This is a genomic window from Streptomyces sp. NPDC057963 (assembly GCF_042887155.1).
In the GTDB taxonomy this organism is placed as follows: Bacteria; Actinomycetota; Actinomycetes; order Streptomycetales; family Streptomycetaceae; genus Streptomyces.
Window position 1 is genome coordinate 273858 of record NZ_JBHVPX010000012.1, and the last position, 25592, is coordinate 299449.

The 25592-nt window shown below is 72.3% G+C and carries 20 protein-coding genes and 1 pseudogene; 7 read left to right on the top strand and 14 right to left on the bottom strand.

What is annotated here, in order from left to right:
* Window positions 1–367: 367 nt before the first annotated feature.
* Window positions 368–790 (bottom strand): DUF5997 family protein, encoded by a 423-nt coding sequence (locus ACFVT1_RS27310; RefSeq protein ID WP_389800095.1) that lies wholly within the window; start codon window positions 788–790, stop codon window positions 368–370.
* Window positions 791–848: 58 nt separating this feature from the next.
* Between ACFVT1_RS27310 and ACFVT1_RS27315 the strand changes: the two genes are divergently transcribed.
* Window positions 849–1622, top strand: a complete 774-nt coding sequence (locus ACFVT1_RS27315) for a LysR family substrate-binding domain-containing protein (RefSeq protein WP_389800097.1) — start codon at window positions 849–851, stop codon at window positions 1620–1622.
* 30 nt (window positions 1623–1652) lie between these two features.
* On the opposite strand, the gene ACFVT1_RS27320 is transcribed toward ACFVT1_RS27315, so the two are convergent.
* From ACFVT1_RS27320 to ACFVT1_RS27335, 4 genes are all read right to left on the bottom strand, one after another.
* Window positions 1653–2999, bottom strand: a complete 1347-nt coding sequence (locus tag ACFVT1_RS27320) for a geranylgeranyl reductase family protein (RefSeq protein WP_389800099.1) — start codon at window positions 2997–2999, stop codon at window positions 1653–1655.
* A 157-nt stretch (window positions 3000–3156) separates the two neighbouring features.
* Window positions 3157–3792, bottom strand: a complete 636-nt coding sequence (locus tag ACFVT1_RS27325; RefSeq protein ID WP_389800176.1) for a response regulator — start codon at window positions 3790–3792, stop codon at window positions 3157–3159.
* The gene (locus tag ACFVT1_RS27330; protein WP_389800100.1) at window positions 3792–5009 is read right to left on the bottom strand and encodes a sensor histidine kinase; all 1218 of its coding nucleotides are present in this window, start codon (window positions 5007–5009) and stop codon (window positions 3792–3794) included. The genes ACFVT1_RS27325 and ACFVT1_RS27330 overlap by 1 nt, the downstream gene beginning before the upstream one ends.
* A gap of 92 nt (window positions 5010–5101) precedes the next feature.
* Complete coding sequence (locus ACFVT1_RS27335; RefSeq protein WP_389800102.1) at window positions 5102–5764, bottom strand: DedA family protein; 663 nt, start codon at window positions 5762–5764, stop codon at window positions 5102–5104.
* Between the two features lie 856 nt (window positions 5765–6620).
* Between ACFVT1_RS27335 and ACFVT1_RS27340 the strand changes: the two genes are divergently transcribed.
* Window positions 6621–8066, top strand: a complete 1446-nt coding sequence (locus ACFVT1_RS27340; RefSeq protein ID WP_389800104.1) for a helix-turn-helix domain-containing protein — start codon at window positions 6621–6623, stop codon at window positions 8064–8066.
* A gap of 61 nt (window positions 8067–8127) precedes the next feature.
* Here the strand turns inward: ACFVT1_RS27340 and ACFVT1_RS27345 are convergent, their stop codons facing one another.
* From ACFVT1_RS27345 to ACFVT1_RS27365, 5 genes are all read right to left on the bottom strand, one after another.
* Window positions 8128–11610: a M28 family peptidase gene (locus ACFVT1_RS27345; RefSeq protein WP_389800178.1), complete on the bottom strand. Its 3483-nt coding sequence runs from the start codon at window positions 11608–11610 to the stop codon at window positions 8128–8130.
* Between the two features lie 243 nt (window positions 11611–11853).
* Window positions 11854–12417 (bottom strand): hypothetical protein, encoded by a 564-nt coding sequence (locus ACFVT1_RS27350; protein ID WP_389800105.1) that lies wholly within the window; start codon window positions 12415–12417, stop codon window positions 11854–11856.
* A gap of 187 nt (window positions 12418–12604) precedes the next feature.
* Complete coding sequence (locus ACFVT1_RS27355) at window positions 12605–13852, bottom strand: serine/threonine-protein kinase (RefSeq protein WP_389800180.1); 1248 nt, start codon at window positions 13850–13852, stop codon at window positions 12605–12607.
* Between the two features lie 328 nt (window positions 13853–14180).
* A complete protein-coding gene (locus tag ACFVT1_RS27360) occupies window positions 14181–14906 on the bottom strand; it encodes an HAD family hydrolase (protein WP_389800107.1) in 726 nt (241 codons plus the stop codon).
* Between the two features lie 25 nt (window positions 14907–14931).
* Window positions 14932–15417 (bottom strand): Lrp/AsnC family transcriptional regulator, encoded by a 486-nt coding sequence (locus ACFVT1_RS27365; protein WP_362206624.1) that lies wholly within the window; start codon window positions 15415–15417, stop codon window positions 14932–14934.
* A 231-nt stretch (window positions 15418–15648) separates the two neighbouring features.
* Between ACFVT1_RS27365 and ACFVT1_RS27370 the strand changes: the two genes are divergently transcribed.
* The 4 genes from ACFVT1_RS27370 to ACFVT1_RS27385 all read left to right on the top strand — a co-directional run bounded on the left by ACFVT1_RS27370 (window position 15649) and on the right by ACFVT1_RS27385 (window position 20715).
* Window positions 15649–16152 carry a hypothetical protein gene (locus tag ACFVT1_RS27370; RefSeq protein WP_389800109.1) on the top strand — a complete coding sequence of 168 codons (504 nt, stop codon included), beginning with the start codon at window positions 15649–15651 and terminating at the stop codon, window positions 16150–16152.
* Complete coding sequence (locus ACFVT1_RS27375) at window positions 16145–17305, top strand: acyltransferase (RefSeq protein WP_389800111.1); 1161 nt, start codon at window positions 16145–16147, stop codon at window positions 17303–17305. Before ACFVT1_RS27370 ends, ACFVT1_RS27375 begins: the two co-directional genes overlap by 8 nt.
* Before the next feature lie 690 nt (window positions 17306–17995).
* Complete coding sequence (locus ACFVT1_RS27380; protein WP_389800113.1) at window positions 17996–19501, top strand: FUSC family protein; 1506 nt, start codon at window positions 17996–17998, stop codon at window positions 19499–19501.
* 143 nt (window positions 19502–19644) lie between these two features.
* Complete coding sequence (locus ACFVT1_RS27385; protein WP_389800182.1) at window positions 19645–20715, top strand: lactonase family protein; 1071 nt, start codon at window positions 19645–19647, stop codon at window positions 20713–20715.
* A gap of 140 nt (window positions 20716–20855) precedes the next feature.
* Here ACFVT1_RS27385 and ACFVT1_RS27390 read toward each other — a convergent pair whose 3' ends face one another.
* On the bottom strand, window positions 20856–21779 hold the full coding sequence (locus ACFVT1_RS27390) for a sirohydrochlorin chelatase (RefSeq protein WP_389800115.1): 924 nt from the start codon (window positions 21777–21779) through the stop codon (window positions 20856–20858).
* Between the two features lie 11 nt (window positions 21780–21790).
* The gene (locus ACFVT1_RS27395) at window positions 21791–22915 is read right to left on the bottom strand and encodes an N-acetylglucosamine kinase (RefSeq protein WP_389800183.1); all 1125 of its coding nucleotides are present in this window, start codon (window positions 22913–22915) and stop codon (window positions 21791–21793) included.
* Between the two features lie 230 nt (window positions 22916–23145).
* Here ACFVT1_RS27395 and ACFVT1_RS27400 point away from each other — a divergent pair, with 230 nt between their 5' ends.
* Window positions 23146–23823, top strand: coding sequence for a uracil-DNA glycosylase (locus ACFVT1_RS27400; RefSeq protein WP_114243183.1), 678 nt, complete (start codon window positions 23146–23148; stop codon window positions 23821–23823).
* Window positions 23824–24149: 326 nt separating this feature from the next.
* Here the strand turns inward: ACFVT1_RS27400 and ACFVT1_RS27405 are convergent, their stop codons facing one another.
* Together ACFVT1_RS27405 and ACFVT1_RS27410 are read right to left on the bottom strand one after the other, a co-directional pair.
* On the bottom strand, window positions 24150–25238 hold the full coding sequence (locus ACFVT1_RS27405) for a WD40/YVTN/BNR-like repeat-containing protein (protein WP_389800117.1): 1089 nt from the start codon (window positions 25236–25238) through the stop codon (window positions 24150–24152).
* 101 nt (window positions 25239–25339) lie between these two features.
* Window positions 25340–25522 (bottom strand): annotated as a pseudogene (locus ACFVT1_RS27410) (GNAT family N-acetyltransferase); the annotation flags it as partial.
* Window positions 25523–25592 lie beyond the last annotated feature (70 nt).

Consider the following 25592-nt stretch of genomic DNA (forward strand, 5'->3'; position numbering starts at 1 on the left):
TACGGAGACCGGTCACCGCTCGCGCCACCTGTCGGGGCGCGCGGCAGTCCGGGAATCCGGTCCTGGGAGGACGGACCCGCGCGGACCGGGACCGGACCTGGCACCGGCGTTCCGGCGGCCGGCGGCGCTGCCGAGGGTGACTCCGCCCGTCGGGGCGAGCGGAACGCCGGGCCCCTACGGGCGCGGTTCCTCGATGCGGCGGAGGCGCCGAGCGTGCCGGCCGGAAGACCTTCACCGCGTCGGCGCCGTGCCGGTACACCCTGTCGATCTCGGCTGGGGCCGGCGCTTCCGCGGGCCGCGGGCCGTGGGCCGCGGTGACGCCGGCCGACACGGCGGTGGCCGGAGTCACCGGGCGCCGGGGCAGAAGTCAGGAACGCGTTCCGCGGGGCTGCTCGCCCTGGGCTGCGTCCTGCTCCTTCTGCTCCTTCTTCTCCTTGATGCGCACCGCTTCCTTCCGGACCTCGGCCTGGGTGGTGCGCTCCTGCTGCAGCCAGTCGGGGCTTTCGTTCTTCAGCGCTTCGATCTGCTCCGTGGTGAGCGCGTCCGTGATTCCGCCACGGGCGAGACCCGAGATGGAAATGCCCAGCTTCGCCGCGACCACCGGCCGGGGGTGCGGGCCGTTGCGTCGCAGCTCCCGCAGCCACTCGGGCGGATCGGACTGCAGTGCGTTCAGCTCGGTGCGCGAGACGACACCCTCCTGGAACTCGGCGGGGGTGGCCTCTAGGTACACACCCAGCTTCTTTGCCGCGGTCGCGGGCTTCATCGTCTGGGCGGTCTTGTGCGACGTCATGGGGTCAAGGGTATCGAGCATGTGCGCTACCTCTGACCAGGGCCGGTAACCTGGCGGAGTGACAAGCTCGGAAGAAACCCCGTCGTTCCGGCTCGCCTACGTTCCGGGAGTGACGCCCACCAAGTGGGTGCGGATCTGGAACGAGCGGTTGCCCGACATCCCCCTGACCCTCATCGGGGTGTCGGCCGCCGAGGCGCCCGACGTGCTGCGGGGCGGCGGCGCCGACGCGGGTCTCGTGCGGCTGCCGATCGACCGGACGGGCCTCAGCGCGATCCCCCTCTACACCGAGACGACGGTCGTCGTGATCCCGAAGGACCATGTCGTCGCCTCGGTCGACGAGGTCTCCGCCGGGGATCTCGCCGACGACATCGTGCTCCATCCGCTCGACGACACCCTCGAATGGGAGCAGCGGCCGGGACGGCCCGCGATCGAGCGTCCCGCCACGACGGCGGACGCCGTCGAGCTGGTGGCGGCAGGTGTGGGCCTCCTCGTCGTCCCGCAGTCGCTCGCCCGCCTGCACCACCGCAAGGACCTCACGTACCGGCCGGTTTCGGACGCCCCCGAGTCGGGCGTCGCGCTGTCGTGGCTGGAGGACGAGACGACGGACCTGGTGGAGGACTTCATCGGGATCGTCCGGGGCCGGACCGTCAACAGTTCACGGGGCCGCCCCAAGGCCCCGGCACAGCCGAAGGCCAAGCGTCCCGATGCGGGCGCCGCACGGCGCAAGCCCGCCGCCGGGAAGGCGGTCGGCAAGTCGTCCGGGAAGGGCGCGCGGAGCGGTTCCGGGGGCGCCAAGGGCGGCAAGCGCGGGAAGCCCCGCCGGCGGTCGTAGCCACGGGCCTCCCGCGCCGTCCGCGGGCCGTCATCGCCGGCGTCGCACCTTCGGTTCCGGCACGAGACGCATGGCCCCGTTGAGCAGATGGTCGATCAGGTCGTGCGAGGGCTTGTCCGTGAGGTTGCTGAGCAGCCGGGCCAGGGTGTTGAGCAGGAACGGCGATCCCATGACGTAGCGGTTGAGGAACGGCTGGAAGCCCGAGCGGCTGAAGACGAGGTCGGCGGCCGTGTTCCCGAGCCGGTAGTAGCGCCCCCAGCGGCGGTTCATCTCGACGGGGTAGCCGCGCAGCACCTGCTCCCGCCGGGGCCCCCGGGGGAGAGCGAGGGCGAGCGTGGCGGTCTCGGCCGCGACCTCACCGGCTTCCATGGCCTGGCTGATGCCCTCGCCGTTCCAGGGGCTGATCATGCCTCCGGAGTCGCCGACGAGGAGAAGCCCCCGGGCGTACAGGGGGTGGCGGTTGAAGCCCAGCGGGAGGGCCGCGCTCCGGACGGGGCCCTCGGCGTTCTCCTCGCGCAGTCCCCATGCCTCCGGGGTACGGGCCAGCCACTCGTCGAGCGTCGCGCGCAGGTCCGCCTTTCCGTGCCGTCGGTGGGGCAGCGCACCGAGACCGACGTTGACGCGGCCGTCGCCCATGGGAAAGATCCAGCCGTATCCCGGCAGGTAGTGACGGCTGCCCGGGAAACGGAGGTCGGCCCACAGCTCCAGGTACTCCTCCCGGGAACGTTCCGGGCTGTGGTAGTAGCGGCGGGCGGCCGTCGCGATCTGCCTCTTCGTGTCCCGCTGCAGGCCCATCGCGAGTGCGAGGCGGGCGGAGGCGCCGTCGGCGGCGACGACGACCGGTGCGTGGAAGGCAAGCGGTTCCTTCGCTTCGCCCGTGGCGGCGACGCCGGTGATACGGCCGGCGCGGTCGGTCAGGGGCCGGGTCACCTTCACGCCGCTGCGCAGCCGGGCTCCGGCGGCGACGGCGTGCCGGGCCAGGATGTCGTCGAAGTCGTGCCGGCTGCGTGAGAGGCCGAAATCCGGATAGCCCCCGAGCGCGGGCCAGTCGATGAGCACCTGATGGTTCCCGGCCACCCATCGCATCCCGCGCGAGCGCGTCCACCCCGGGGCCTCGATGTCGACGCCCATCCTGATGAGCTGGCGTACCGCCCGTGGAGTCAAGCCGTCCCCGCACACCTTCTCCCGAGGGAAGCGGGACTTCTCCAGGAGCAGGACATCGACGCCCGCCCTGGCGAGGTGGAAGGCCGCGGCCGAGCCCGCCGGCCCCGCGCCCACCACGATCACCTGGGCGTCCTCGTCCGGGCCGCGCACGGCCGGATCGTCCGACGGAGACCGGTCGTCCGACGGAGACCGGTCCGGAGTCGTTTCCCGCATCGGGAACCCCTTCCTGTTCCTGGGACAGCGGGTGCCGTACCGAGGACGGCGGCCCTGGGCATCATCATCGATCAGGGAGAGCCGGTACGGAACCAGGCACGGCTGCCCCGTGTCCGCCTGAGCAGAGCCGAAACCGCCGGCGGTCCTGTGCCCGCGCCTACGACTCCAGGTAGCGCAGGACCGCCAGCACGCGTCTGCTGTACCCCGTGGTCCGCGCCAGATCGAGCTTTTCGAAGATGGAGTTGAGGTGCTTCTCCACCGAACTGAGCGAGATGTGCAGGTGCTGTGCGATGGCCGTGTTGGTGCGGCCCTGCGCCAGCTCCTCCAGGACATCGCGCTCCCGGGGCGTCAGCCTGGCCAGCGGGTCGACGTGCGTGCTCCGGACCACCAACTGCCGTACGACCTCGGCGTCGATGGCCGCACCGCCCGCGTGGATCCGCTCCAGCGAGTCCAGGAACTCGTCGACCTGCGCCACCCGGTCCTTGAGCAGATAGCCGACCCGCTCGGCGTTCGCGGACAGCAGCCGGACCGCGTAGTTGCGCTCCACATGCTGGGAGAGCACCAGCACGCCGACCAGGGGCAGGCGCTCGCGGATCTCCAGCGCGGCCCGCAGCCCCTCGTCGGTGTGGGTGGGCGGCATCCGGATGTCGACGACGACGAGGTCCGGCGGGTCCGCCTCGGCCGCCCGGACGAGCGACGTCCCGTCGCCCACGGCGGCGAGCACCTCATGCCCCTCCTCGGCGAGCAGACGGACCAGGCCTTCCCTGAGCAGGGTCGAGTCCTCGGCGAGCATTACACGCACAGCAACTCCGCGATGATGGTGGTGGGTCCCCCGGAGGGGCTGTCGATGTGCAGGCGGCCGTCGAGCGCGTCCACCCGGCTGCGCAGCCCGGCCAGTCCGCTGCCCGTGGGATCCGCGCCACCGACGCCGTTGTCCCGGACGCACAGTGACACCGCCCTGCCGTCGCCCTTGACACTGACGGAGATCCGGGTGGCACCGGAGTGCTTGGCCGCGTTGGTCACGGCCTCCGACACCACGAAGTAGGCGGCTGTCTCCACGGTCCGGGGCAACGGCAGCGGCAGATCGAACTCGATGTGCAGGGGGATGGCGCAGCGCTGGGCCACCCCGCCGAGCGCCTCTTCCAGGCCCAGGTTGTCGAGCGCCGACGGATAGACGCGCCAGGCCACTTCCCGCAGTTCGGTGAGGACCTCCTGGGACTCCTTGTGCGCCTGCTGGAGCAGCAGGCCGGCCTGCTCGGGCGTACGGTTGCGGCGGGCCCGGCCCAGCAGCATGGCCAGTGCCACGAGCCGCTGCTGCACGCCGTCGTGCAGATCGCGCTCGATGCGCCTGCGCTCCGTGTCGACCGCCCGGAGGACCTCGGCACGGCTGGCGGCCAGTTCCGCGATGCGCCGCTCCAGCAACTCCCGCTCGGAGGGGCCGAAATGCTCGCGTGCCAGCCGCGCGTCGAGGGCACCCAGGGAGAAGAGCCCCTGGAGGTTGAGGAAGAGGAGGACACCGCCCAGGAGCCCTTGGGTCAGCAGGGTCTGCCAGCCCGTGGTGGCGTGGGCCACCCCGACGGCCAGCAGTCCGGCCAGGACGGCCCCGCATGCCAGGAACGCGGCCACGACACCGAGCAGCACGCCCGCGCACGTGCGGACGGCGAGGTAGCGGAGGACTTCCGGGTCGGACGCCCGGTGCTCGGGGAACAGGTCGCCGAAGAAGGCACTGCGGCGCCTGCGCTCCAGCTCCGTGAGCCGACGGGCTCCGGCACTCAGCACGGCGAGGGAGCGCCGGCGCGTGCGGGGCCACAGGACGAACGGGCCCGACAGCACACCCGGCACGACGAAATACAGCAGCCCGAGCAGAGCGGTGCAGCAGCCGAGAAGGGCGCCGACGACTCTGCGGTGCCAGGGGGACCTGTGCACCACCGGTACGCCCCCTTCCATGGACTCCTGGCCGAACGGCTCCGGACGACGGCCGGTCGCACTGTCCGCGGAATCCCCCTGCACGGGTGCCGAGGCTAGCCGCACGCCGTGGACACGGCGAGATCGTTCCTGACGGGCGGGGGAGACCGGACGGGTGGGGGACGGTGGCCGAAGGCTCATGACGTACGACGGTGCTGACCCCGGGAACGGGAGCGCAACCGCAGGCCCACGTACCCGGCGGCGGCGACCAGGACCAGGACGACGACGGCCTTGGAGAGGACTCCGACATATGTCTCCACCAGGTTCCACCGGTCGCCGAGCCAGTACCCGGCCATCACCAGCACCGTGTTCCACAGCAGGCTGCCCAGGGCCGTCAGGGTCACGAAGAGCGGCAGCGACATGCGCTCCACGCCGGCCGGCACGGAGATGAGACTCCGGAAGACCGGCACCATCCGCCCGAGCAGGACGGCCTTGGTGCCGTGCTCGGCGAACCACTGCTCCGTACGCTCCAGATCGGAACTCCCGACCAGCGGCAGCTTCGCCCAGATCGCATGCATGCGGTCGCGGCCGAAGAGCATGCCGATCCAGTACAGGGCGATCGCGCCCACCACCGAACCGAGCGTGGTCCAGAAGAGCGCGGAGGCCAGGCTGATGACGCCCTGCCCCGCCGCAAACCCGGTCAGCGGGAGAATGACCTCGCTGGGCAGTGGCGGAAAGAGATTCTCCAGCGCGATGGCGAGGCCGGCTCCCGGGCCTCCCATGGTGTCGACGAGATCGGCGGCCCAGCCCGCGACACCGCCCGCGGGTTCCTGGGGGAGGCCCAGAATGACGAAATCCATGAACTGGCTCCTGGCCGGTGGGGGAGCGGCGCGCGAAGTCCGTCGCGCCTCACCGGCAACGCTAGAAAGCCGCGGCCGGCGGCGGTACGAGGAACGCCGTCGAACCGGATGGGGCAATCCGCACCCGTCACCCTGCGGTTTTCCACAATTCCCGCACCCCGCGCCGGTCGTACCGGCACCGGCCGCGCCACGTCGGCGCGCGGACGATCCGGACCTGGCCCGGGTCCAGGGCCGTCTCCCTGCCGACCGGGCCGGTGAAGGCGGTCATGGAATCGGCCCTGCGCCGCGGCCGGCCGATGTCGTACTCCTCGCAGCCCCGCACCACGGGCGAGGGGCCGGATCCCGCGGCGGTCAGTAGGGCGACCGGCGCCGCGCCGACGGCCGGGAGGAGCTCGGCGCGGGCGCCGGAGGAGGCGAGCCCCGGCCGAACCGGCGGAGCGGCTCCGGGGCCGCCTCTTCGACGCCGCGCTCCGCACGGACCGCCGGTCGCGGCAGCGGGCTCAGTACGGCAGCGGGCGGCCGGACGGGGTCCGCAGGTCGAGCGGCCGTGGCCGCGACGGCAGCTGGGGGCGTCGAACGATCCTGATGCGGCCCACTGCCACCACCTCCTGGCGATTACCCGTCATATGCCCGGTGGGCCATGCCTTCATGCGCATTCGGTCCGCCCAACCGGAAGACCGGAAAGGGGTGTTGGGCGATCGGGGCCGCAGGGCGTGGCAACGTCCGGCAGGGCGCGGGAAGGCGCCATCTTCCCGCCGCACCGGGGACAGCGCGCACACGCGCTCGCTATTCTCCCGGCTATGAGCCATGAGCACGGCACGGGTGGGGGATCCGGTGGGGCTCCGCGGAGTTCCGGGTGACCGAGGGCATGGGCCCCCTGCCGGACGTCCGTACCGCAGAGGTGTGGAGAGCCTTCGGAACCCGGCTGCGCCAGTGGCGCAGGCGCGCCGGGCTCACCCAGGCCCAGGTGGGTGCCCGCGTCGGATACGACCACACCGCCATCAGCAAACTGGAGCACGGCACCCGGAAGGCACCACTGCCGCTCGCCCGCAGGCTGGACGACCTGCTGACGGCCGGCGGCGACCTCCTCGACGCCTGCGAGGCGGCCGAGGCCGAAGGGCCGGGCGGTACGGGCGGGGAGAGCGGGGCCGTACGTCCTGCGGCGACCGCCGCACGGACGGGACCCCTGCCCGGGGAACCCGCGGGCGGCGCCCTGCTCTCCATGCTGCCGCCGGACACCGCCCTGCCCACGAGCCTGCCCAGCTACGGGCTGATGTGCCCGGCGCACGGCCGTGACGGCTGCACCGTCCCGGCGCTGGCCGACGTCATCGCCCTGCACTCCGCCTTCTGCGCCCTGGGCCCGGCCACCGTCCCGTGCCCGCCGCTGGACATCGACACGGTGCACGCCCTGACGGCGCTGCTCGCCGTCTGCCTGCGCGCCGACGAGGAGCGCGCCTGGCCGGGGGCGACCGTCGTGGTCGAGCGCACCCTGCACGCGATGCTCCGCTGGATGGCCCTGCCCGCGGCGCCCTACCAACGCCAACTCGCCCCACTGGCGGCGGAGTACGCGCAGTCGGCCGGCTGCCTTCGGTTGCTGTGGGGCCGCAACGCGACCGCGATGGCCTGGCTGGACCGGTCGTTGGGCTGGGCGGGCCTGGCCGGTCACGTCGGAACCCAGGTGGCCGCGCTCAGCGACATGAGCACACTGGCGCGGCTGGAAGGCGACGGCCCCTCCGCCCTGGCCTACGGCGGGGCGATCCGGCAGGCGGCCGCCGGCCGGTACTGGGCGGGCGCCATGAGCGATCTGTACCAGGCGCGCGGGCATGCGGTACGCGGCGACGCCCGGCAGACCCTGCGCCATATCGACCGTGCCTGGTCGCAGATGGACCGGGTCGGTGAGCAGGACGAGACGGAGGCGCCCTGGCTGACCGTCGCCTCCGTGCGTCTGCGGGTGGAGTCGGGGGCCGCCGGGGCGCTGCGGGACCTCGCCGCCGCGATCGGGGACCGCCGGCTGGCACTGCGCGCGGTCACGGCGACCCGTACCGCACTGGATCTGCTTCCGCCCGGGATGCACTCGGCACGGATGCTGTTCCTGGTGCGGATGGCCGATGCCCATGCCTGCGCCCACGACCCCCAGGCGGCGATCGCCATCGCCGGTCCGGTACTGGACACCACCGAGGTGACCGCCTCGACGCTGCTGGGCCAGGAACTGCGCGGCCTGCACGGCAGGTTGGCGGCGGGGCACGGCGGCGGGCCGGAGAGCGACGACTTCACCCGCCGGCTGGCGGCCGTCGTACGGTGACCACACCGGAGGCGGGGCGTGTGTGCGTACACGCCCCGCCCGGCGCCGTTCTGACGGCTAATCAGCTCGCGTTCAGCGCCACGTCGTCGATGACGAAGCTGGTTTGCAGATAGGCGTCCTCACTGCTGGTGAACCCGAGGGGGACCGTCTGACCGGCGAACTCGGCCACGTCGAAGGTCTTCTGGACGTAGGAGCCGGTGGCGTCCACGTTCGAGTACGTCGCGAGGGTCCTGGTGCCCAGCTTGACGGTGAACGTGTCGTACGCGGTCGGGTCGCCCGCCGACTCATTCGTGTCGGTGCGCAGATGGAACGACAGCTTGTACGTCGAGCAGCCCGCCGGAACGGTCAGCGACTGCGCGACGGTGTCGGAGTGCGTGGAACCCCAGCCGCCGAGCCAGGCCATGTACGTGCCGCTGTGCGCGGGCTTCTCCGACGTCCGGTTGTTGATCACGCCGTCCGTCTGGGTCCACGGCGCGACGCCCTCCTCGAAGCCGCCGTTGGCGACCGCCTGCCGCGCCTGGCAGGTCCCGCCGCCACCGACGACGAGCGAGTACGTGGTGGCGTGGGTGGCCGTACCCGTCCCGGTCACCGTGAGGGTGTACGTACCCGGCGCGGCCTGGGCCCCGGCGGAGACGGTCATGGACGACGACGAACCCGACTGCACGGAGGCCGGGTCGAAGGAGACCGTGACCCCGCTCGGCGCCCCGGAGGCGGTCAGCTTCACGGTCTGGGCGGAGCCGCCGGTGGTCGCCGTCGACACACTCGCGGTGACCGAGCCACCGGGCTGGACGCTGCCGGAGACCGGCTTCACCGACACGGAGAAGTCGTCGGCCGGAGCGGTGGTCCCGACGGAGGTCTTCCACACCGTGTAGGCGACCCCGTCGGCGCTGCGGTCGAGCGCGGTCGCGTTGATGTTGGCCGTGGTGTCGCAGGACGAGTGGTAGCAGGAGTCGTAGGAACGGCCCGTCGTGCCGCCCCACTTGGCGGCCTGCGCCGACGTCTTGGTGTCGCTGGCGCCGGTCGCGTAGCCGGAGGTGGGAATGCCGCCCTGCTGGAAGGAGTAGTCGTCGGACCGTCCCTGGCCCTCGACGTTCTCCTCCGGCGCGAGGTTCAGCGAGTCCCAGTACTCCTTCATCGGTGCCGAGGCGGCCGAGTTCACGTTGTTGATGAAGTAGCCGGCGTTGGTCGAGGCGACCATGTCGAAGTTGTAGTACGCCTTGATCGTACTGCGCTGGGCCGCGCTGAGCTGGCCGACGTAGTACTCGGAACCCTGCAACCCTTGCTCCTCGCCGTTCCACCAGGCGAAGCGGACGTGCTTGGTCATGGTCGGGTTCTGCTGTGCCAGGGCGAGCGCGTTCTCCAGCAGGGTGGCGGAGCCGGAGCCGTTGTCATTGATCCCGGGGCCGGCCGCGACGCCGTCCAGGTGGGCGCCGAACATGACCGTCTGGTCGGACGGGCCGCCCGGCCAGTCGGCGATCAGATTGTTCCCGCGGTACGTGCAGCTGGTGCAGGTCTGCTCGCTGACGGTGTAGCCGGCTGCCTGCAGCTTGCCCTTCACATAGGCGAGGGAGGCCGTGTAACCGGCGCTGCCGGCCCGGCGGTTGCCGCCGTTCTGCGTGGCGATGGTGTTCAACTGCGCGAGGTGCGACTGCACGTTGGCGATGCTGATGTCCGGCGCCTTGCCGCCCGGATTGCCGCCCCCGTTGTCGACGGTCAGGGTGTACTGCGCGGTGTGGCTCTGCGTGCCGTCGCCCTTCACCGTGAAGGTGTACGCGCCGGATGCGGCGCTCGACGACGCGGACAGGGTCATCGTCGAGGACGCTCCGGACTGCACCGACGACGGGCTGAAGGACGCGGTGACACCGCTCGGCAGGCCGCTCGCCGTGAGGTTCACGGCCTGAGCGCTCCCGGAGCTGACCGTGGTCCGCACCGTCGCCGTCACCGAGCTGCCCGGCTTCACGGAGCCGGACGCCGGGTCCAGCGACATCGTGAAGTCGTTGTTGCCGCTGGACGTGCAGGTCGGGTCGCCGCTCTGGGCGGGGACGCTGATCGCGTCCCAGGCGGCCTTGGTCCGGTCGAAGAGCACGCAGCCGGCGTCGAGGTTCTTGGCGGCGGTGAGCGTGGCCGTGCGGTAGCGCTTGTAGGTCATCCCGCTCGTCTTGAGCAGCATCCCGCCGTAGAAGACCTTGCCGGCGCTCTGGATGCCGACACCGGTGACCGAGGAGCTGTTGCACGTCGGGCTGGACGGCTTGCCACCGCCGGGGTTCGAGCCCTCGGCCAGCAGGTAGAACCAGTGGTTCAGCGGACCGGCCGCCGCGTGCTCCTCGGTGTTGGGTATCGAGGAGCTGTAGCAGTTGGGGTCGCCGATCTGCCCCGGGTTGTACATGATGCGGATCGGCCCGCTGCCGACCAGGTTGATCTTCTCGCCGACGGTGTAGTCGGGGTCGTCGTACGGGGCGGGCTCATTGGTGTACGCCTCGGTGAGGGCGCCCATGATGTCGCCGGTGGCCTCGCCGAGACCGGACTCGTTGTCGGCGCCGCCGGGCGTGTACTGGTCGATGCCGTGGCCGAACTCATGGCCCACCACGTCCATCGCGCCGATCCACTGGTTGGCGTTGTTGTGGCCGATGGAGACCGAGGAGCCGTCCCAGTAGGCGTTGACGTCGTTCAGCCCGACCTCGACCGGCCAGCTGCCGCCGTTGCCGTTGTGCCCGTTGCGGCCCAGCCAGTCCCGCAGCATGTTCCACTCGTGCTGCGCCGCCCACATGACGTCGACGCAGCCGGTCTCCTTGCTGGAAGGGTTGCCGGTGCCCCAGGAGTCGCTCGACTTGGTGAAGACACTGCCCGTGCTGTAGTCGGCGCAGCTCAGACCGGGACGGTTCGGGTCGCGCAGCGAGTAGCTGCTCCCGGAGGCGGTGGTGTCGATGGCCAGCGGGGACGGACCGTTCCACTGGCTGTTGCCGGTGCCCGCCTTGACGTCGTCGTAGCTGTCGAGCACCTTGCCGGTGCCCGCGTCGATGAAGACGTGCAGCCGGCTGGGGGCCTTGGCGTTGCGTCCGGTGAGCACCGTCTCCCAGGCCAGCCGGGAGGTCTTGTCCGTGGCCCGCACCACCAGGCGGTGCGATTCCACCCGCTTCACGGTGGTGAGCCTCTTGCGGGCGGTGGTCTCGGCGGCCCCGGCGGAAACGGTCGGGGTCGTCGGTACGTTGATCCGCCGGGACACCGCCGACTGGGTGCCGCGGACCCGGCCCTGGGAGTCGGCCACCACGACGGCGTCCCCGCCGACGACGGGGAGCCCGCGGTAGGTGCGCTGGTACGCGACGGAGTACATGCCCTTGACCCAGGGGGTCACCATCTGCCGCTCGTACCGCTCGTCGGGCCCCTTCGCCAGGGTGTCGAGGCCACTGGCGACGGCCCGGTCGGCGGCGGACACCGCGGTGGAGAGCGCGGTCGGGGCGGGCGGGGACGGTTCGGCAGCTGCTGTCCCGCCGCTGACGGCGACCAGCATTCCGGCGAGGACGGCCAGGGTCGTCCCGGCCGTCATCGGTCTGCGTTTCATCGAGGCTCCTTGAGTCGGGGGGCCTCGATCACGGGCAGTCGGCGTACGGTGACATACCTGCTTCGGCCGCCGTCGGCCGCCCGCACTGCCGTCGTCCGTGATCGAGCGACCGAACACTCACATGTCGTCATGGCCTCGTCAACGAACTGCGGGGACTGCCGGGCGACTTGGCAAGTTTGGTCAAGCCGCGGTGGTGGGATCGCACAACGATTCCGGAATGCGGACCGGCTACTCCAGGCCGGAGATTGTGAACACCGTACGAGCCGTCCGGCGGTCGATGCGGTCGGCCAGCTGCCGCAGCACCGTCACCCCGCAGCGCAGCGTGCCGCGCTTCACACAGGCGCGCGCATCGTCGTCCAGCCGGTGCCACAGCGCGGGATTCGCCACGAGCACCTGAGGGTCGACCTCGACCCGGCCGCCCTCCGCGTCACGGAGCACCAGGCGCTGGGAGACACCGTCCGACCAGCGCACCGACACCAGCCGGTCGGTGCGCACGATCCGTTCGCGGACCAGGCCCCGGCAGGAGAGCCACCCCGCACCCGCGCGGATCCGGGGCGGTACCAGCACCATGAGCAGCAGGGCGGCCAGGCCCGTCCACAACAGGCCGCGCGGCGCGGCGAGGTGGCCGGCCGTCGCATCGACGGCCAGGAGCAGCCCGAGGAGTGTCAGGGCGCAGCGGACCGCGAACCGCAGGTCCCCGGCCCAGCCGTGGTCGTATGCGGTCGTGCCGGCCGGAGGGCGAGCCCGGCTGGCACGAGGACCGGGCACGGCTCGGATGTCACGTCTTCCCATGGCTGCGACGTTAGGGAAGATCGTCGGCCCGTCGGCGTCCGTTGACAAACCGCTGACGCCCGGACGGCCGGTCCTGACGACTGCTTGACGGCCATCCGACGGGCCCTGCCGCGAGCGGACGGTACCGTCGTCGGGCAGGGCAGGGCAGGGCAGGGCAGGGCAGGGCAGGGCAGCCGCGGGGAGCGGCTCAGTCCTGCTCGTCGTCTCCGCTGTCCCCGTTGTCCCCGTGGTTTCCGTTGTTCCCGTTGTTCCCGTGGTTTCCGGCGTTTCCGCCGTTCTGTGCCGGCTGGTCGGGCGCCGGTGATTCGGGTCCGGTGGTCGCGGTGGAGCCGGTGTCCGGTGTGCCGGCCGAGCTGGAATCCGGCGAGAACAGGCTCATCCCCAGGTACACGGCCGCGAGGAAGGCGACCGTACCGGCGATGGCGCTCGCCACCCGGGGCCGGCGCCTGATCGCCTCGCGGGCACCGGTGCGCCGCCGGACGGGGGCGGACCGCTCCACCGGGCGCCGCCTGTGTCCACCGGTCTGCGGCAGGCGGTACGTCGACACACCCTCGGCCTGCTGCGCGGAGGCAGGCGCCGGGGCCGGGTCGAACGCGGCAGCGGATGCCGGGGGACGAGGCGTTCTCGGGGAGGTCGGAGGAGGGGTGGGGGCGTACATCGGCAGGGGCTCCGGCTGCCCCCGCCACGCGTCGCTCTGGAACCAGTCGGCGACCTGCTGGGCGCTGGGCCGGTCCTCGGGCTGCTTCGCGAGCAGTCCGAGCAGATAGGAGTCGAAGGCCGGGGACAGGTCGACGCCGCGCTGACCGAGCGGCACGGGCGCCGTGTCGACATGTTGATAGAGCGTCGCGGTGGCCGTGTCGGAGCGGAACGGTGGCTCACCCAGCAGGAGTTGGTAGATCACGCAGCCGAGGGAGTACATGTCGGACGCCGCACCGGCCGTACGGCCCAGGGCGCGCTCCGGCGCGAGATAGAGACTGGTCCCGACGATCTGTCCCGTGGTGGTCAGCGCGGCGGAGGGATCGTCGACGAACTGGGCGATGCCGAAGTCGCCGATCTTGACGGACCCCTCGGCGTCCAGCATCAGGTTCCCGGGCTTGATGTCGCGGTGCACGATGCCCTGCCGGTGGGCGGCGGCGAGCCCCGCGGCCGCCTGGCCGGCGATCCGGGCGACCTGCTCGGCCCCGAGCCGCTCCTCGGCCGCGAGCAGATCGCCCAGGCTTCTGCCCTCGACGAGCTCCATCACGAGGAAGAAGCGGTTCTCCCAGGACCCGAAGTCGAACACGGCCACCAGATGAGGGTGACTCAGGCGGGCCGCGGTCTGCGCCTCCAGCCGGAACCGGGCGGTCGCCGACTCGTCCGCGTGGTCACCCAGCAGCAGCTTCACGGCCACCGCCCGGCCGAGCACTTCGTCGGAGGCGCGCCACACCTCGCCCATGCCGCCACGGCCGATGGGGGACGTCAAGCGGTACCGACCAGCTACCAGCACCTTTGCACCAATCTCGAATTGTGGGCCGCTTCGACTGCCACGGCGGCGACCCGATGGGGATCGGGGCGGGGTGGGGGGCGCGCGGCATGATCAGGATATCGGGCCGCCGGACCTCAGTGGCACGCCGAGTGGTCGCCCCGCTGTTCACGCGGGCTTCCCGGAGCCGCCGCGCCGCGGATTCCTCACCGGCTGCCGGGATGCCGGCGGCGGTGTCCCCGTACGGGAACACCGGGGGCCGAGGCGGCCCACGCGTTCCCGGTGAACGGCACGGGCCGGATCAGGAAGACGGGTCCGGCCGGGCGGGCACGGACCCGGAACGCGGGAACAACCAGTCGTACGCGGCCTCCGCCGTGAATTCGTCCTGCCCGCCGGGGAAGAGTAGATCCGCCGCGGCGAACACCGGGTCGGAGGCCGTGGCGGCCACATAGGGAACAGCGATGCAGCGCATGCCCGCCGCACGGGCCGCCGTCGCACCGGGAACGGCGTCCTCCACGACCACGCAGTCGGCGGGCGCCGAGCCGAGGCGCCGGGCCGCCTCCAGGAACACGTCCGGCTCCGGCTTGCCGCGCGCCACCTCGTCGGCCGAGACGCGGAGGGTGAAGCAGGCGTCGAGTCCCGTGCCCGCGAGCACGGCCTCGATGGCCGCCGGGGACGACCCCGAAGCCACCGCCATGGCGACTCCCGCTCCGTGCAGCCGCTCCACGAACGTCCGCATCTGCGGGAAGACCTCGGTCGACGACCGTGCCAGCTCCAGATACAGGGCGTCCTGACCCGCCACCAGTTCGTCGACGGACGCCCCGAGCCCGTATTCGGCACGCAGGACCGTCAGCGCCTCGCGGTTGCTGATGCCGAGGAACCGGGCGTTCTGCTCCCAGGTGAAGTCGGCCACGCCATACCGTTCGAGCAGCCGACGCGCCGACTCGTACGCGTTGGGCTCGCTGTCCACCAGGGTGCCGTCGAGGTCGAAGAGGACCGAAGGAGCGGAATCACGCCGTGAGTTCATGGCATCCAGCATGCCAATACGGTGATCACTTCGGGTGGCCGGGGGTTGTGCGGCCCACCGACTCGACCAGGGGCAGCAGCCGGTGCGGCACCCGCTCGCGCAGCGCCACCTCGGTACGCGTCCTGACCACGCCGGGCAGCCGGATCAGCCGCTGGATCACATCCTCCAGATGGCCGTTGTCGCGGGCCACCACCCGGGCCAGCAGATCGCCGCCGCCCGTGGTCGAGAAGGCCTCGACGATCTCCGGCACCGCGGCGAGCGCCTCACCGACCTCGTCCAGATGCCCCTGGGTGACCTCCAGATGAACGAAGGCCAGCACCGGGTGCCCCAGCGCCGCGGGAGACAGGACCGGTCCCGTGCCGGTGATCACACCGTCCCGCTCCAGCCGGTCGATACGGGCCTGGAGGGTGCCCCGGGCGACGGAGAGGATGCGCGCGTACTCGCGGACGCTGGTACGCGGCTGCTCGATGAGCAACCGCAGGATACGGGTGTCGAGGGCATCCACCGCCATGGTCCGTTGGTCACTTCCTGGTAGGCCGATCGGGCCTGCGACTGTACCAATGGTCCGGCAGTTGCCCATTCATGCCGGTCCGGCACAGCCCCGGTCCCCGTCTCATACCCGTAGTCCTGCAGAGCTACAAAACAGGTTCACACCCCGGCGGGACGCGAACTACGGGGCTCCGTCCGTAGCTTCTGCATCCGAAGCGCTGGAAGCTGTCCGGCACGGAAGGAGCCCCACGCCATGCCGTCCCGAACGCACAGAATCCGCCTGGCCGCCGCGCTGGTGGCCGCCCCGGGGCGGGCCGCCGGGGCCGTGTCCGAACCGCTCGGGCCCATGGGGGAGTTGCGCGAGCCGCGCTCTGCGACCCCGGCCTCCCGCGTCAGCGCCGGGGCCACGCACGGACCGCGGGTCGCGGACATCGTCCTGTACGCAGGCCCCGGCCGCGCCGCCACCGTCCGGCACACCCGGGTCACCGTCCGCGCGGGCCGCGCCGGCGTCGACCGGATCGCCGACGTGCCGCGCGTCGAGCTCCAACCCGTCCCGCTGGACATCGAGTTCGGCAGAAACCCTCTTTCGTCCGAGTCCGGGTCCGGGTCCGAGCCCGGTTCCGGCTCCGGTGACTTCGCGAGGGGCGGCGGCCACCGCGACTACCCGAAGCCCCATTCCGAACCGCTGAAGAACATCGCCCGGACCGTGGCCGGAGCGGCCACGTCCGCAGAGCTCTCGGGAGAGTGCCATGCGTGACTTCGTCCGGCGGATCGAATCCGCCACTCCCGCCGGCCGCGACCGCGCCGTCGACGCCCTGCGGGCCATCGCCATCCTCGGCGTCGTCCTCGGCCACTGGATGGTGACCGCGCTGGTCGTCGACAGCGGCACCATGCACGGTTCGAGCCCACTCCAGTACATGCCCCGATTCACCCCGGTCTCCTGGGTGCTCCAGACCCTCGCCGTCTTCTTCCTGGTCGGCGGGCAGGTCGGTGCGAAGAGCTACGCCTCCGCCCGTGCGCGCGGCGAGAGCTACGGACGGTGGCTGAGGACAAGGATGACCCGGCTGCTGCGGCCGGTGGCCGTCGTGCTGCTCGTATGGACGGTGGTGGCATGCGCAATGCTCGCCGCGGGGGTGGACCAGGACACCGTGCGCGCGCTGTGCAAGCTCGTGTGGTCCCCGCTCTGGTTCCTGCTGGTCTTCGCGGTGCTGACCGCGGCGACCCCGCTCGTGGCGAGGCTGCATCCGCTGTGGCCGTTCGCCGTCGTGCTGATCACCGACCTCTACCGGTTCGGCCTGGACGCCCCCGGCGAGTTCGCCTCCCTCAACGTGGTGGCCGGCTGGCTGGTTCCGTACTGCCTGGGCGCGGCCTGGGCCCGGGGTGATCTGTGCGGCCGAAGGTCCGGCTGGGTGCTGCTGATCGGCGGAGCCGCCGCCACCGCCGGACTCGTCCTCTGGGGCGGCTATCCCGCGGCCATGGTCGGAGTGCCCGGCCTGGAGATCTCCAACCTCGACCCGCCGACGCTCGCCGTGGTCACCTTCGGCCTCGCCCAGTGCGGAGCGGCGCTGCTGCTGCTCGGTCCGCTGCGCCGGGTGCTCCGGCGCCCGGCGGTCTGGGCGGCGGTGGCGACGGTCAACCTCTCCGCGATGACGGTGTTCCTGTGGCACCAGACCGCGATGATCGCGGTCACCGCCACCGGCCTGCTGGTGGGCGGGACCCTGCCGGGCCTGCACACCGTCCCCGACGCCCCCGGCTGGGTACTCGCCCGGCTGGCCTGGCTGCCCGTGTTCATCACGGCGCTGCTGATCTGCTGGCTGGCGTTCCGCGGCTATGAACAGGGGCGGTCGCCGAAGAAGAGCGTGGTCATCCGCAAGGGGCGCCCATCGAGGTCGGCGGCGCGACGTGTGTGACACGAGGCATGCGAGGCGGGGCGAGACGGTGGAGCGGGCTGCCAAGGTCCTGCGGGCGTCGTCCCGTGCCCTGCGGGCGCTGCCGCGCACCCTGCGCGAGGACCTGGTGACGTCGGGGGCCGACTCGCCCCCGTACCGAGGGCGGCCGAGGCGGCCGGAGTGGCGGCCGGTACGGGTGGTGTCGTCGGCGGCGCGACCGACCCCGTGTGCCACAGCGACCGGGTCGGCCTCGGGTTCGCGGTCCTCGTCGTCGCCGTGGTGATCGGCGCCGCGCTGCGCGGCCTCGGGCCGGCCCGTACCCAGCTGGTCGCACAGGAGGCGCAGACAGCCGAGGAGCGGTCCCGGCGGCCTTCCGACGGACATCCGTATGCCCTGGCCCGGGGCCTGAACCGGCTCCGCCTGCCGCGCGGGCGGAGCGCCGGCACTGCGTGGGCCGGGCGGCCGCGAGCCGCGGGACCCGCACCGGTACGTGAGAACCGAGCCGCGGCCCGGCCCGATTCCGGTCCGTTGGCCTACCCCTGGTGCATACCTTCACTGATTCATTGGGCCAATGGCTCAGTGAATCGTCTCTGATTTGAGCCACGGGCCACAGGGATGTTGTGATGTACCCGTCGATGGCGCTGCGGATCCCCGCGGCGCCTTTTTCATGCCGGTGCACAGGGCCGGTGTGCGCAGAAGCGGGAGCATGCCGTGCTGAAGAGGATGTTCGTTTCCCCGGACCCGGGCCGACTGCGGCTGCGCAGCGGTGTCCGGGCCGTCCTCGGCATCGGACTGGCCGTCGTGGTGTGCGGACTGGCCGGTCACTCCCTCGTCGCGGCGATCACCGGCGGTCTCGCCGCGCTGCTGGCCCTGTTCACGGTGCTGGACACCACGGTGCGCGCCCAGGCGATCACCACCGCCCTGCTGCCGGCCGTGGGCTTCCCCGTGCTCGCCCTCGCCGCAGGGCTGCACGACTACCCGCGGGTGCGGGACATGGCCTTTCTCGCGGTCATGGGCCTGGGCGTGTACGCCAGGCGATGGGGGCCGCGCGGTCACTCACTGGGCGTCTTCGCCTTCATGGCCTTCTTCACCACGCAGTTCCTCCACACCCTGCCGGGACAACTGCCCGAGCTGTACTCCGCGGTCGCCCTCTCCCTGCTCGCCTCGTCGACCGTGCGCTTCGGGCTGTGGTGCTACGAGCGACGGCTGCCTCCCGCCGCCGTGCCCGCCCCGGTGACCGGTGAGGGACTGGCCCGCGCGACCACACGCCAGGCGATTCAGGCGACCGCCGGGGGAGCCCTGGCACTGGCGGCGGGACTGCTCCTGTCCGAGCAGCGCTGGTACTGGGCCGTGGGTGCCACCTGGTGGGTCTTCGTGAACACCGCCTCGCGCGGCGAGACCCTGGTGCGTGGCTTCCGCAGGATCCTGGGCACACTGATCGGCATCCCCATCGGCCTGGCCGCCGTCGTCCCGCTGCACGGGGCCGCCGTACCCAGCGCGATCCTCGTCGCGATCGGGGTCTTCGGGATCTTCTACACCGCCGCGGTCTCCTACACCTGGATGGTGTTCTCGGTGACAGTGATGGCCGGAGCGCTCTACGGACTCCTCGGCGTGCTGGACCCGGCCCTGCTCGTGCTGCGGCTCACCGAGACCGCCGCCGGAGCGCTCGGTGCGATGCTCGCGGTGCTCCTCGTGCTGCCGGTCACCACACACGCCACGACCGATGCGTGGATCCAGCGGGCCCTGCGCTGCGTACACACCTGTACGGCGGAAGCCGCAGCGCGGCTCTCGGGATCGCCGACCGCCGATCCCGCGCCCCGGATCGCAGAACTGGAGGCGCTCCTCGGACGCGTACGGCTGTCCCTGGCCCCGCTGGTGCACCCGCTGAGCCCCTTGCGCGCCCGCAGGGCCCGCGCCCGACAGGTAGTCGCCCTGCTGGACACCTGCGCACGGGAGGTGCGCGGACTGGCCTCGGTCGCCGCAGATCCGGAAGCCTCCCACGACGCCCGCCTCGCTGCCGCCTGCTGGCGCGTCGAGGCGGCCGTCGAGGCTCTGACGGCCCGCGGCCTGCCGCAGCGGGCGTGTTCACCGGGCATCCCGTCGCACTCGGCCGCCGCGGAACCCGCCCTCGCCCATCTGCACGGTCTGGAGCGGGCGCTCGCCGAACTCGCCGCACCGCTGCGCAGCGATCCGCGGGCCCCGCTGATCGGTGTGTGACGCCGTCGCGCAGAGCCTGCCGACAGCCGAGGGTTCTGGTATAGACCTGAGGGTCCGACTGCTACCGTCGCCCCGGAAGATCACGGCGGCGACCACGCCGTGATCAGTCGGCGGAGAGGGGCAATGCGGTGACGAGCAGTGCGGTGGACAACGGCAACGGCGCGGAGCGGGCATTCATCGGGTCGTTCACCTCGGCGGGCGGGCGGGGAATCACCGCCGCCGCCGTGGACCGGGAGACCGGGGCGCTGACCTTCCTCGGCGCGACGGACACGGTCCCCGATCCCTCGTATCTCGTCCTGGGGCACGGACCGGGGCCGGGCGGCAGGGTGCTCTACACGGTCAGTGAGACCGAGCACGGCGCGGCCGCCGCCCTCGACGTCACCGGCGACGTGCCGCGGCCGATCGGCGAGATCCGACCGGTCGAAGGCAGCGGCCCGACCCATCTCGCGCTCGCGGGCGGCCACCTGCTCACCGCCAACTACAGCTCGGGCAGCGTGTCCGCCCTGTCCGTACAGGCGGACGGTTCCCTCGGGGACGTCACCGCGGTGCTCCGGCACGAGGGCAGCGGTCCGAACGCCGACCGCCAGCAGGCCCCGCACGCCCACCAGGTACTGCCGGACCCCACGGGAAACTGGGTGCTCGGCGTGGACCTCGGCACCGACTCCGTACGGATCTGCGTGCTCGACACGGCCACCGGGGCGCTGCGGCTGCACGGCGAGACGGCCCTGCGGCCGGGAACGGGCCCACGCCACCTGGCGTTCCATCCCGCGGGCGGCCACGCCTACGTCCTGAACGAACTCGAACCGACCGTCACCGTGTGCAGCTGGGACGCCACCGCGGGAGTCCTCGAACCGGTCGGTGAGACGTCCCTGCTGCCCGGGGAACCGGCGGGCGGCGCGGACACGGTGACATACCCGTCCGAGGTGGTCGTCTCGCACGACGGGCGGTTCCTGTGGACCGCGAACCGGGGCCACGACAGCATCTCCGTCCTCGCGCTCGACGCGACGGGTGGGACGGCGACCCTGGTCACGACCGTGGACTGCGGCGGGCACTGGCCCCGCGACCTCGCGCTCGACCCCACCGGCCGATGGCTCTACGTGGCCAACGAGCGGTCCGGGAACGTCAGCTGGTTCGCCGTCGACCCGGCGACCGGTGTGCCGCACCGCGCCGGCGCGCTGGAGGCCCCTGCCGCGTCCTGCGTGATCTTCGCCTGACGCCCCGGCACCGTGAGATCCCGACCGGGCGGGATCGCGGCCCATGCCGCCGCACACAGCGCGACCGCCGGACGGGCCGGGAGAACCGAGCCCGCCCGGCGGTCGGGGGCGGATGCACTGCCGGGCGGGCCGGCACCGGGTCAGTGCGCCTGAGCACCCTGCGGCGTCACCGGCGCGATGCCGAGTGCCGTCGTGTACATCGACAGTACGAGCTTGCCGATCGCCGGATACGCGCCGAGCGGCTCGGCCGTCGCACAGCCCGCCTCCTTCGCGGCGGCGTCCAGCAGGCCCTCGGGCACCTCGGGGCCGACGAGGTACGGGGCGAGCGCGAGCTGCGCCGAGCCGGAGCCCGTCAGCTGCCCGGCGATCGAGGCGACCGACCCCTCCACGTCGAGTGCGGCGGCCATCACCGGTACGGCGAGCCGGGCAGCGAGCAGCATGCCGGTGATCCCGGCGGCCTGCACCGCCTCCTCACCGCCCACCGTGGCCAGCACGATGCCGTCGGCGGCCGTTGCCACGGTGAAGAGCCTGGCGCGGTCGGCGCGGGCCAGCCCGGCCTCGGAGAGCCGTACGTGCAGCGCCTCGGCGAGCAGCGGGTGGGGGCCGAGCACGTCGGTCAGCTCGACCTGCGTACCGCTGTCCATCACGGCCTGCCGTATCCGCCGGATCAGGGCGCTGTCCGGCCCCGCGAGCAGCGGCACCACGACGGCTGCCGGGCCTTCGGGCTCGGCGACCTCACGGCCGGCGGCCTGCGCCTGCTCGTAGCGCGCGATGCGCTCGGCGGCGCTGTGGGTGAGTACGGACGAGAGCGCCGGGTACTCGGCGTCGTCGCCGTCGAGGTAGCCGATCAGGGCGTTGAGGCCGGGCAGCTCGGAACGGGCGATGCTGATCACCTCTTCGGCCAGACTGCGCGTGGCCGAAGTGGGGGTACCGGGAACGGCGAGAACGAGCGCGGCGGCGCCCTCGGGTGCGACCACGGGCTCCGGGCGGCGGTGCCGTCCGGACTGGCGAGGTCGCGGCATTCGTACAGGCAGGCCGGAAGCGGGCCCAGTGGGGGTGCTCATGGCGCCGCATGCTACTGGTTTTGGGTGCCGCTCCGTTCGGGGAGGGGGCAGTCGGGCGTCATCTGTCCGCTTTTATCCGATGAGAGGCTTACCGGCTGACTGTCCTGCTCTGTCGGCCCCTGGCCGAGCGCCTGTCCAGGCTCCTCCGCAGGCCCGTCACCGGGTACGCAGAGCAGCGTCGGATGACGGGGCAGCAGGAGATCCCCGGTGGCCAACGCCTGGGCGATGGACAGCGCGCCGGCCAATGGATCACCCGAACCGGGGACCGCCCGCGCCTGCGGGACCTGCCGGGCCAACTCCTCACGCAGCGGTACGAGCAGCGGATCGCCCATCCGGAACAGACCGCCCGTCAAGGCCACTTCGCACGGTTCGTCGTCGGCCCCGGCCTTCGGGCAGACCGCCGCGGCCGCCTCGGCGATATGTCCGGCGGCTTCGCGCAGAATGCCCGCGGCGACCGGATCGTGCCCGGCGCACGCGGCGACCTCGGGCGCGAACGAGGCCAGCACGGCAGGCCGGTCGGTACGCGGATAGAGCAGCCCCGGCAGCTCCGGCGCGGGTCCGAACACCGCCTCCAGCCGGGCCAGCAGCGCGGCGGACCCACCGCGCCGCCCGTCATGGGCGCGCATGGCCGCATCGAGACCGGCCCGCCCGATCCAGGCCCCGCCACCGCTGTCACCCAGCAGATGTCCCCAGCCGTCGGCGCGGTGCCAGCTCGTCAGATCCGTACCCAGCGCGATCATGCCCGTGCCGGCCGCGACGACCGCCCCCGGACGCTGACCGACCGCACCCGCGTACGCGGTCACCGCGTCGGCGGCGAGAGCCAGCCGTCGCACCCCGAGCGCCTGCTCCAGGGCAGGGGGCAGTTCGGTGCGCAACCGCCCGCCGAGCGTCGCCATGCCTGCGGCGCCGATCGCCACGGCTGTGATCGCGGAGTCTTCCGGACCACCACTTCCGCCACCGCTGACGTGCCGCCCGAGCAGCAGGCGGGCGGCGGGCAGCAGTTGTTCCAGCAGATGGTCCGCGTCGATCCCTCCGGGTCCGGTGCGTACCGGCGCGGCGCAGACCGTCGTACCCACCGGGGCGGACCTGCCGAGCGCGCCCAGCGCCACCCGCAGCCCGGAACCGCCCGAGTCCACGCCGAGGACGAACGGCCCCGGCGTATGCGTCCCCGCGCCCGGACGCACGCTGTCACCGCTGCTTTCCGGCGAATGCCCGCGTGAGCTCATGGACCGGCTCCAGGAAGAAGGGGAAGGACGGCGGCAGCCTATCCCTAGTTCCGTTGACCGGGGCCAGGGGTGCCGAAGACCGGCCGCCCCGGCCGACGCCGGGGCGGTGAGGGTCGCGTACGCCGGTAGAGTGATGTTCCGTGGCACCACGACCGTTGAATGAAGTAGTCGAGCCCGGATGGGCCGAGGCGCTCGCCCCCGTGGCCGGACGCGTCGCAGCGATGGGCGATTTCCTGCGTGCGGAGGTTGCGGCCGGCCGCACCTATCTGCCGGCCGGAGCCAACGTCCTGCGCGCGTTCCAGCAGCCCTTCGACGAGGTACGGGTCCTGATCGTCGGTCAGGACCCCTACCCGACGCCGGGAATGGCGATGGGGCTGAGTTTCTCGGTGGCTCCCGAGGTGCGTCAGCTGCCCGGCAGCCTGGAGAACATCTTCCGCGAACTGCACACCGACCTGGGGCTTCCGCGACCGTCCAACGGCGATCTGACGCCCTGGACGCGCCAGGGCGTGCTGCTGCTGAACAGGGCGCTCACCACGGCGCCGCGCAAGCCGGGCGCGCACCGCGGCAAGGGCTGGGAGGAAGTGACCGAGCAGGCCATCCGGGCCCTTGCCGCGCGCGGCAAGCCCCTGGTGTCCGTCCTGTGGGGGCGCGACGCCCGCAACCTGCGGCCGTTCCTCGACGGCTTCCCGGCGATCGAGTCCGCGCATCCCTCACCCATGTCGGCGGACCGCGGATTCTTCGGCTCGCGCCCGTTCAGCCGTACCAATGAACTCCTGCTCGGCCAGGGCGCCCAGCCGGTGGACTGGCAGTTGCCGTAGAAACCAGGCCGACCCGCCGGCCCGGGGTGGCACCGGCTTCCTCACGGGCCGGTGCCACGCCCGCGGATCACGACGGTCCTCCTGGTCATCGGCCTTGCTCAAGCACCCCGGGGACCCCAGCGACCCCGCTCCCGGAGGACGGTGCTGACCACCCGGGGATAGCCTCACGCCGCGCATCGGGCGCAACGGCGCGGCCAGGACGTGGAATTGAGCCATGACGGGACGGGCTGTCCGGTCGCGTGCCGGTCCGGCGCGAGCGCGTCGCCGCGATGGCAGGCCCGACCCAACCGCTCGACCGGGCGTGCGCCCGGATCGATCGCCGGTGGTCAGGGAGCGATGACCGCTGCCCGGACGCAGAGGACATCCGGCAGATGCGCGGCGAGCTGCTGCCAGCTGTCCCCGTCGTCCGCGCTCGCGTACACCTCGCCGTTGCGGTTGCCGAAGTAGACGCCCGCCGGGTCGGCGTCGTCCGTACAGAGCGCGTCACGCAGCACCGTGCCGTAATGCGTCTCCTCGGGCAGGCCCGCCGACAGCGGCTCCCAGCTGCGGCCCGCGTCCTCGGTGCGGAACACCCGGCAGCGGTGCTCGGCCGGGACGCGGTCGGCGTCGGCGTTGATCGGGAAGAGGTATGCCGTGTTCGCGCGGTGCGGGTGCGCGGCCACGGCGAAACCGAAATCGGAGGGCAGGCCGCGGCCGATGTCCGTCCAGTCGTCCCCGCAATCGTCGCTCCGGAAGACCCCCCAGTGATTCTGGAGGTAGAGCCGGTCGTGATCGACCGCGTCCCGGGCCACCTTGTGGACGCACTGGCCGAACTCCGGGTTCGGGTCGGGGAGGAACACCGCCGACACCCCCTTGTTCGACGGAGCCCAGCTCGCACCGCCGTCCTTGGTGCGGAACACCCCGGCCGTGGAGACCGCGACCGTCACCGCACGGGCGTCCCTCGGGTCCGTGAGGATGGTGTGCAGACCCTCACCGCCGCCGCCCGGCACCCACTTCGACCGCGTCGGATGCTCCCACAGCGGGCGGATCAGCTCGAAGGACTTCCCGCCGTCCTGAGAACGGAACAGCGCGGCCGGCTCCGTCCCCGCGTACACGACATCGGGCGCCTCGGGACCTGCCGGGTGCAACTGCCAGACCCGTTCCAGCGAGGCTTCGGTGAACTGCGGGAACTTCACGGCCGGCTGCTTCGGTTCGACCCAGGTGGCGCCCAGGTCGTCGGAGTGGAAGACCGAGGGGCCCCAGTGCGCACTGTCCCCGCCGACCAGCAGCCTGGGCACCCGCTTGCGGGTGTCGATGGCGATCGAATAGATCGCCTGGGCGTTGAAATGCGGGTTGCCGAACTCCCATGTGCCGGCGCGCCTGCGGCCGATGAAGAGTCCCTTGCGGGTGCCCACGGTGAGCAGTACGTCGGTCATGGCCGAACCTCCCGAAACGCCTTTGTGCCGGATACGGGCCAGTCTGCACCCCGCCACTGACAGAGGCCCGCAGGGCGGCCCGGACACCCGGACCCTGTTGCGGTGAAGACGTGCCCGAACAGGGAGCGGTCCTCGGCCTCCGTCTGCGGTCCGCCACCCGTCCACCGGGACACTCGGACGTCCTGGAAGAGCGCCACGAAGCCGTCCTCGTCTGCGGGTGTGTACGGCTCCAGGAGCAGCCGCCCGGTGCGCGGGACGGTAGCCGGGGCCGGTCCGGCCCGCAACGCAATGGAGGCGCGGGCCGGACCGGGTGAGCGGGGCGCGGGCGGGAGGGGTCGGCGGCCGGGGGCGGTG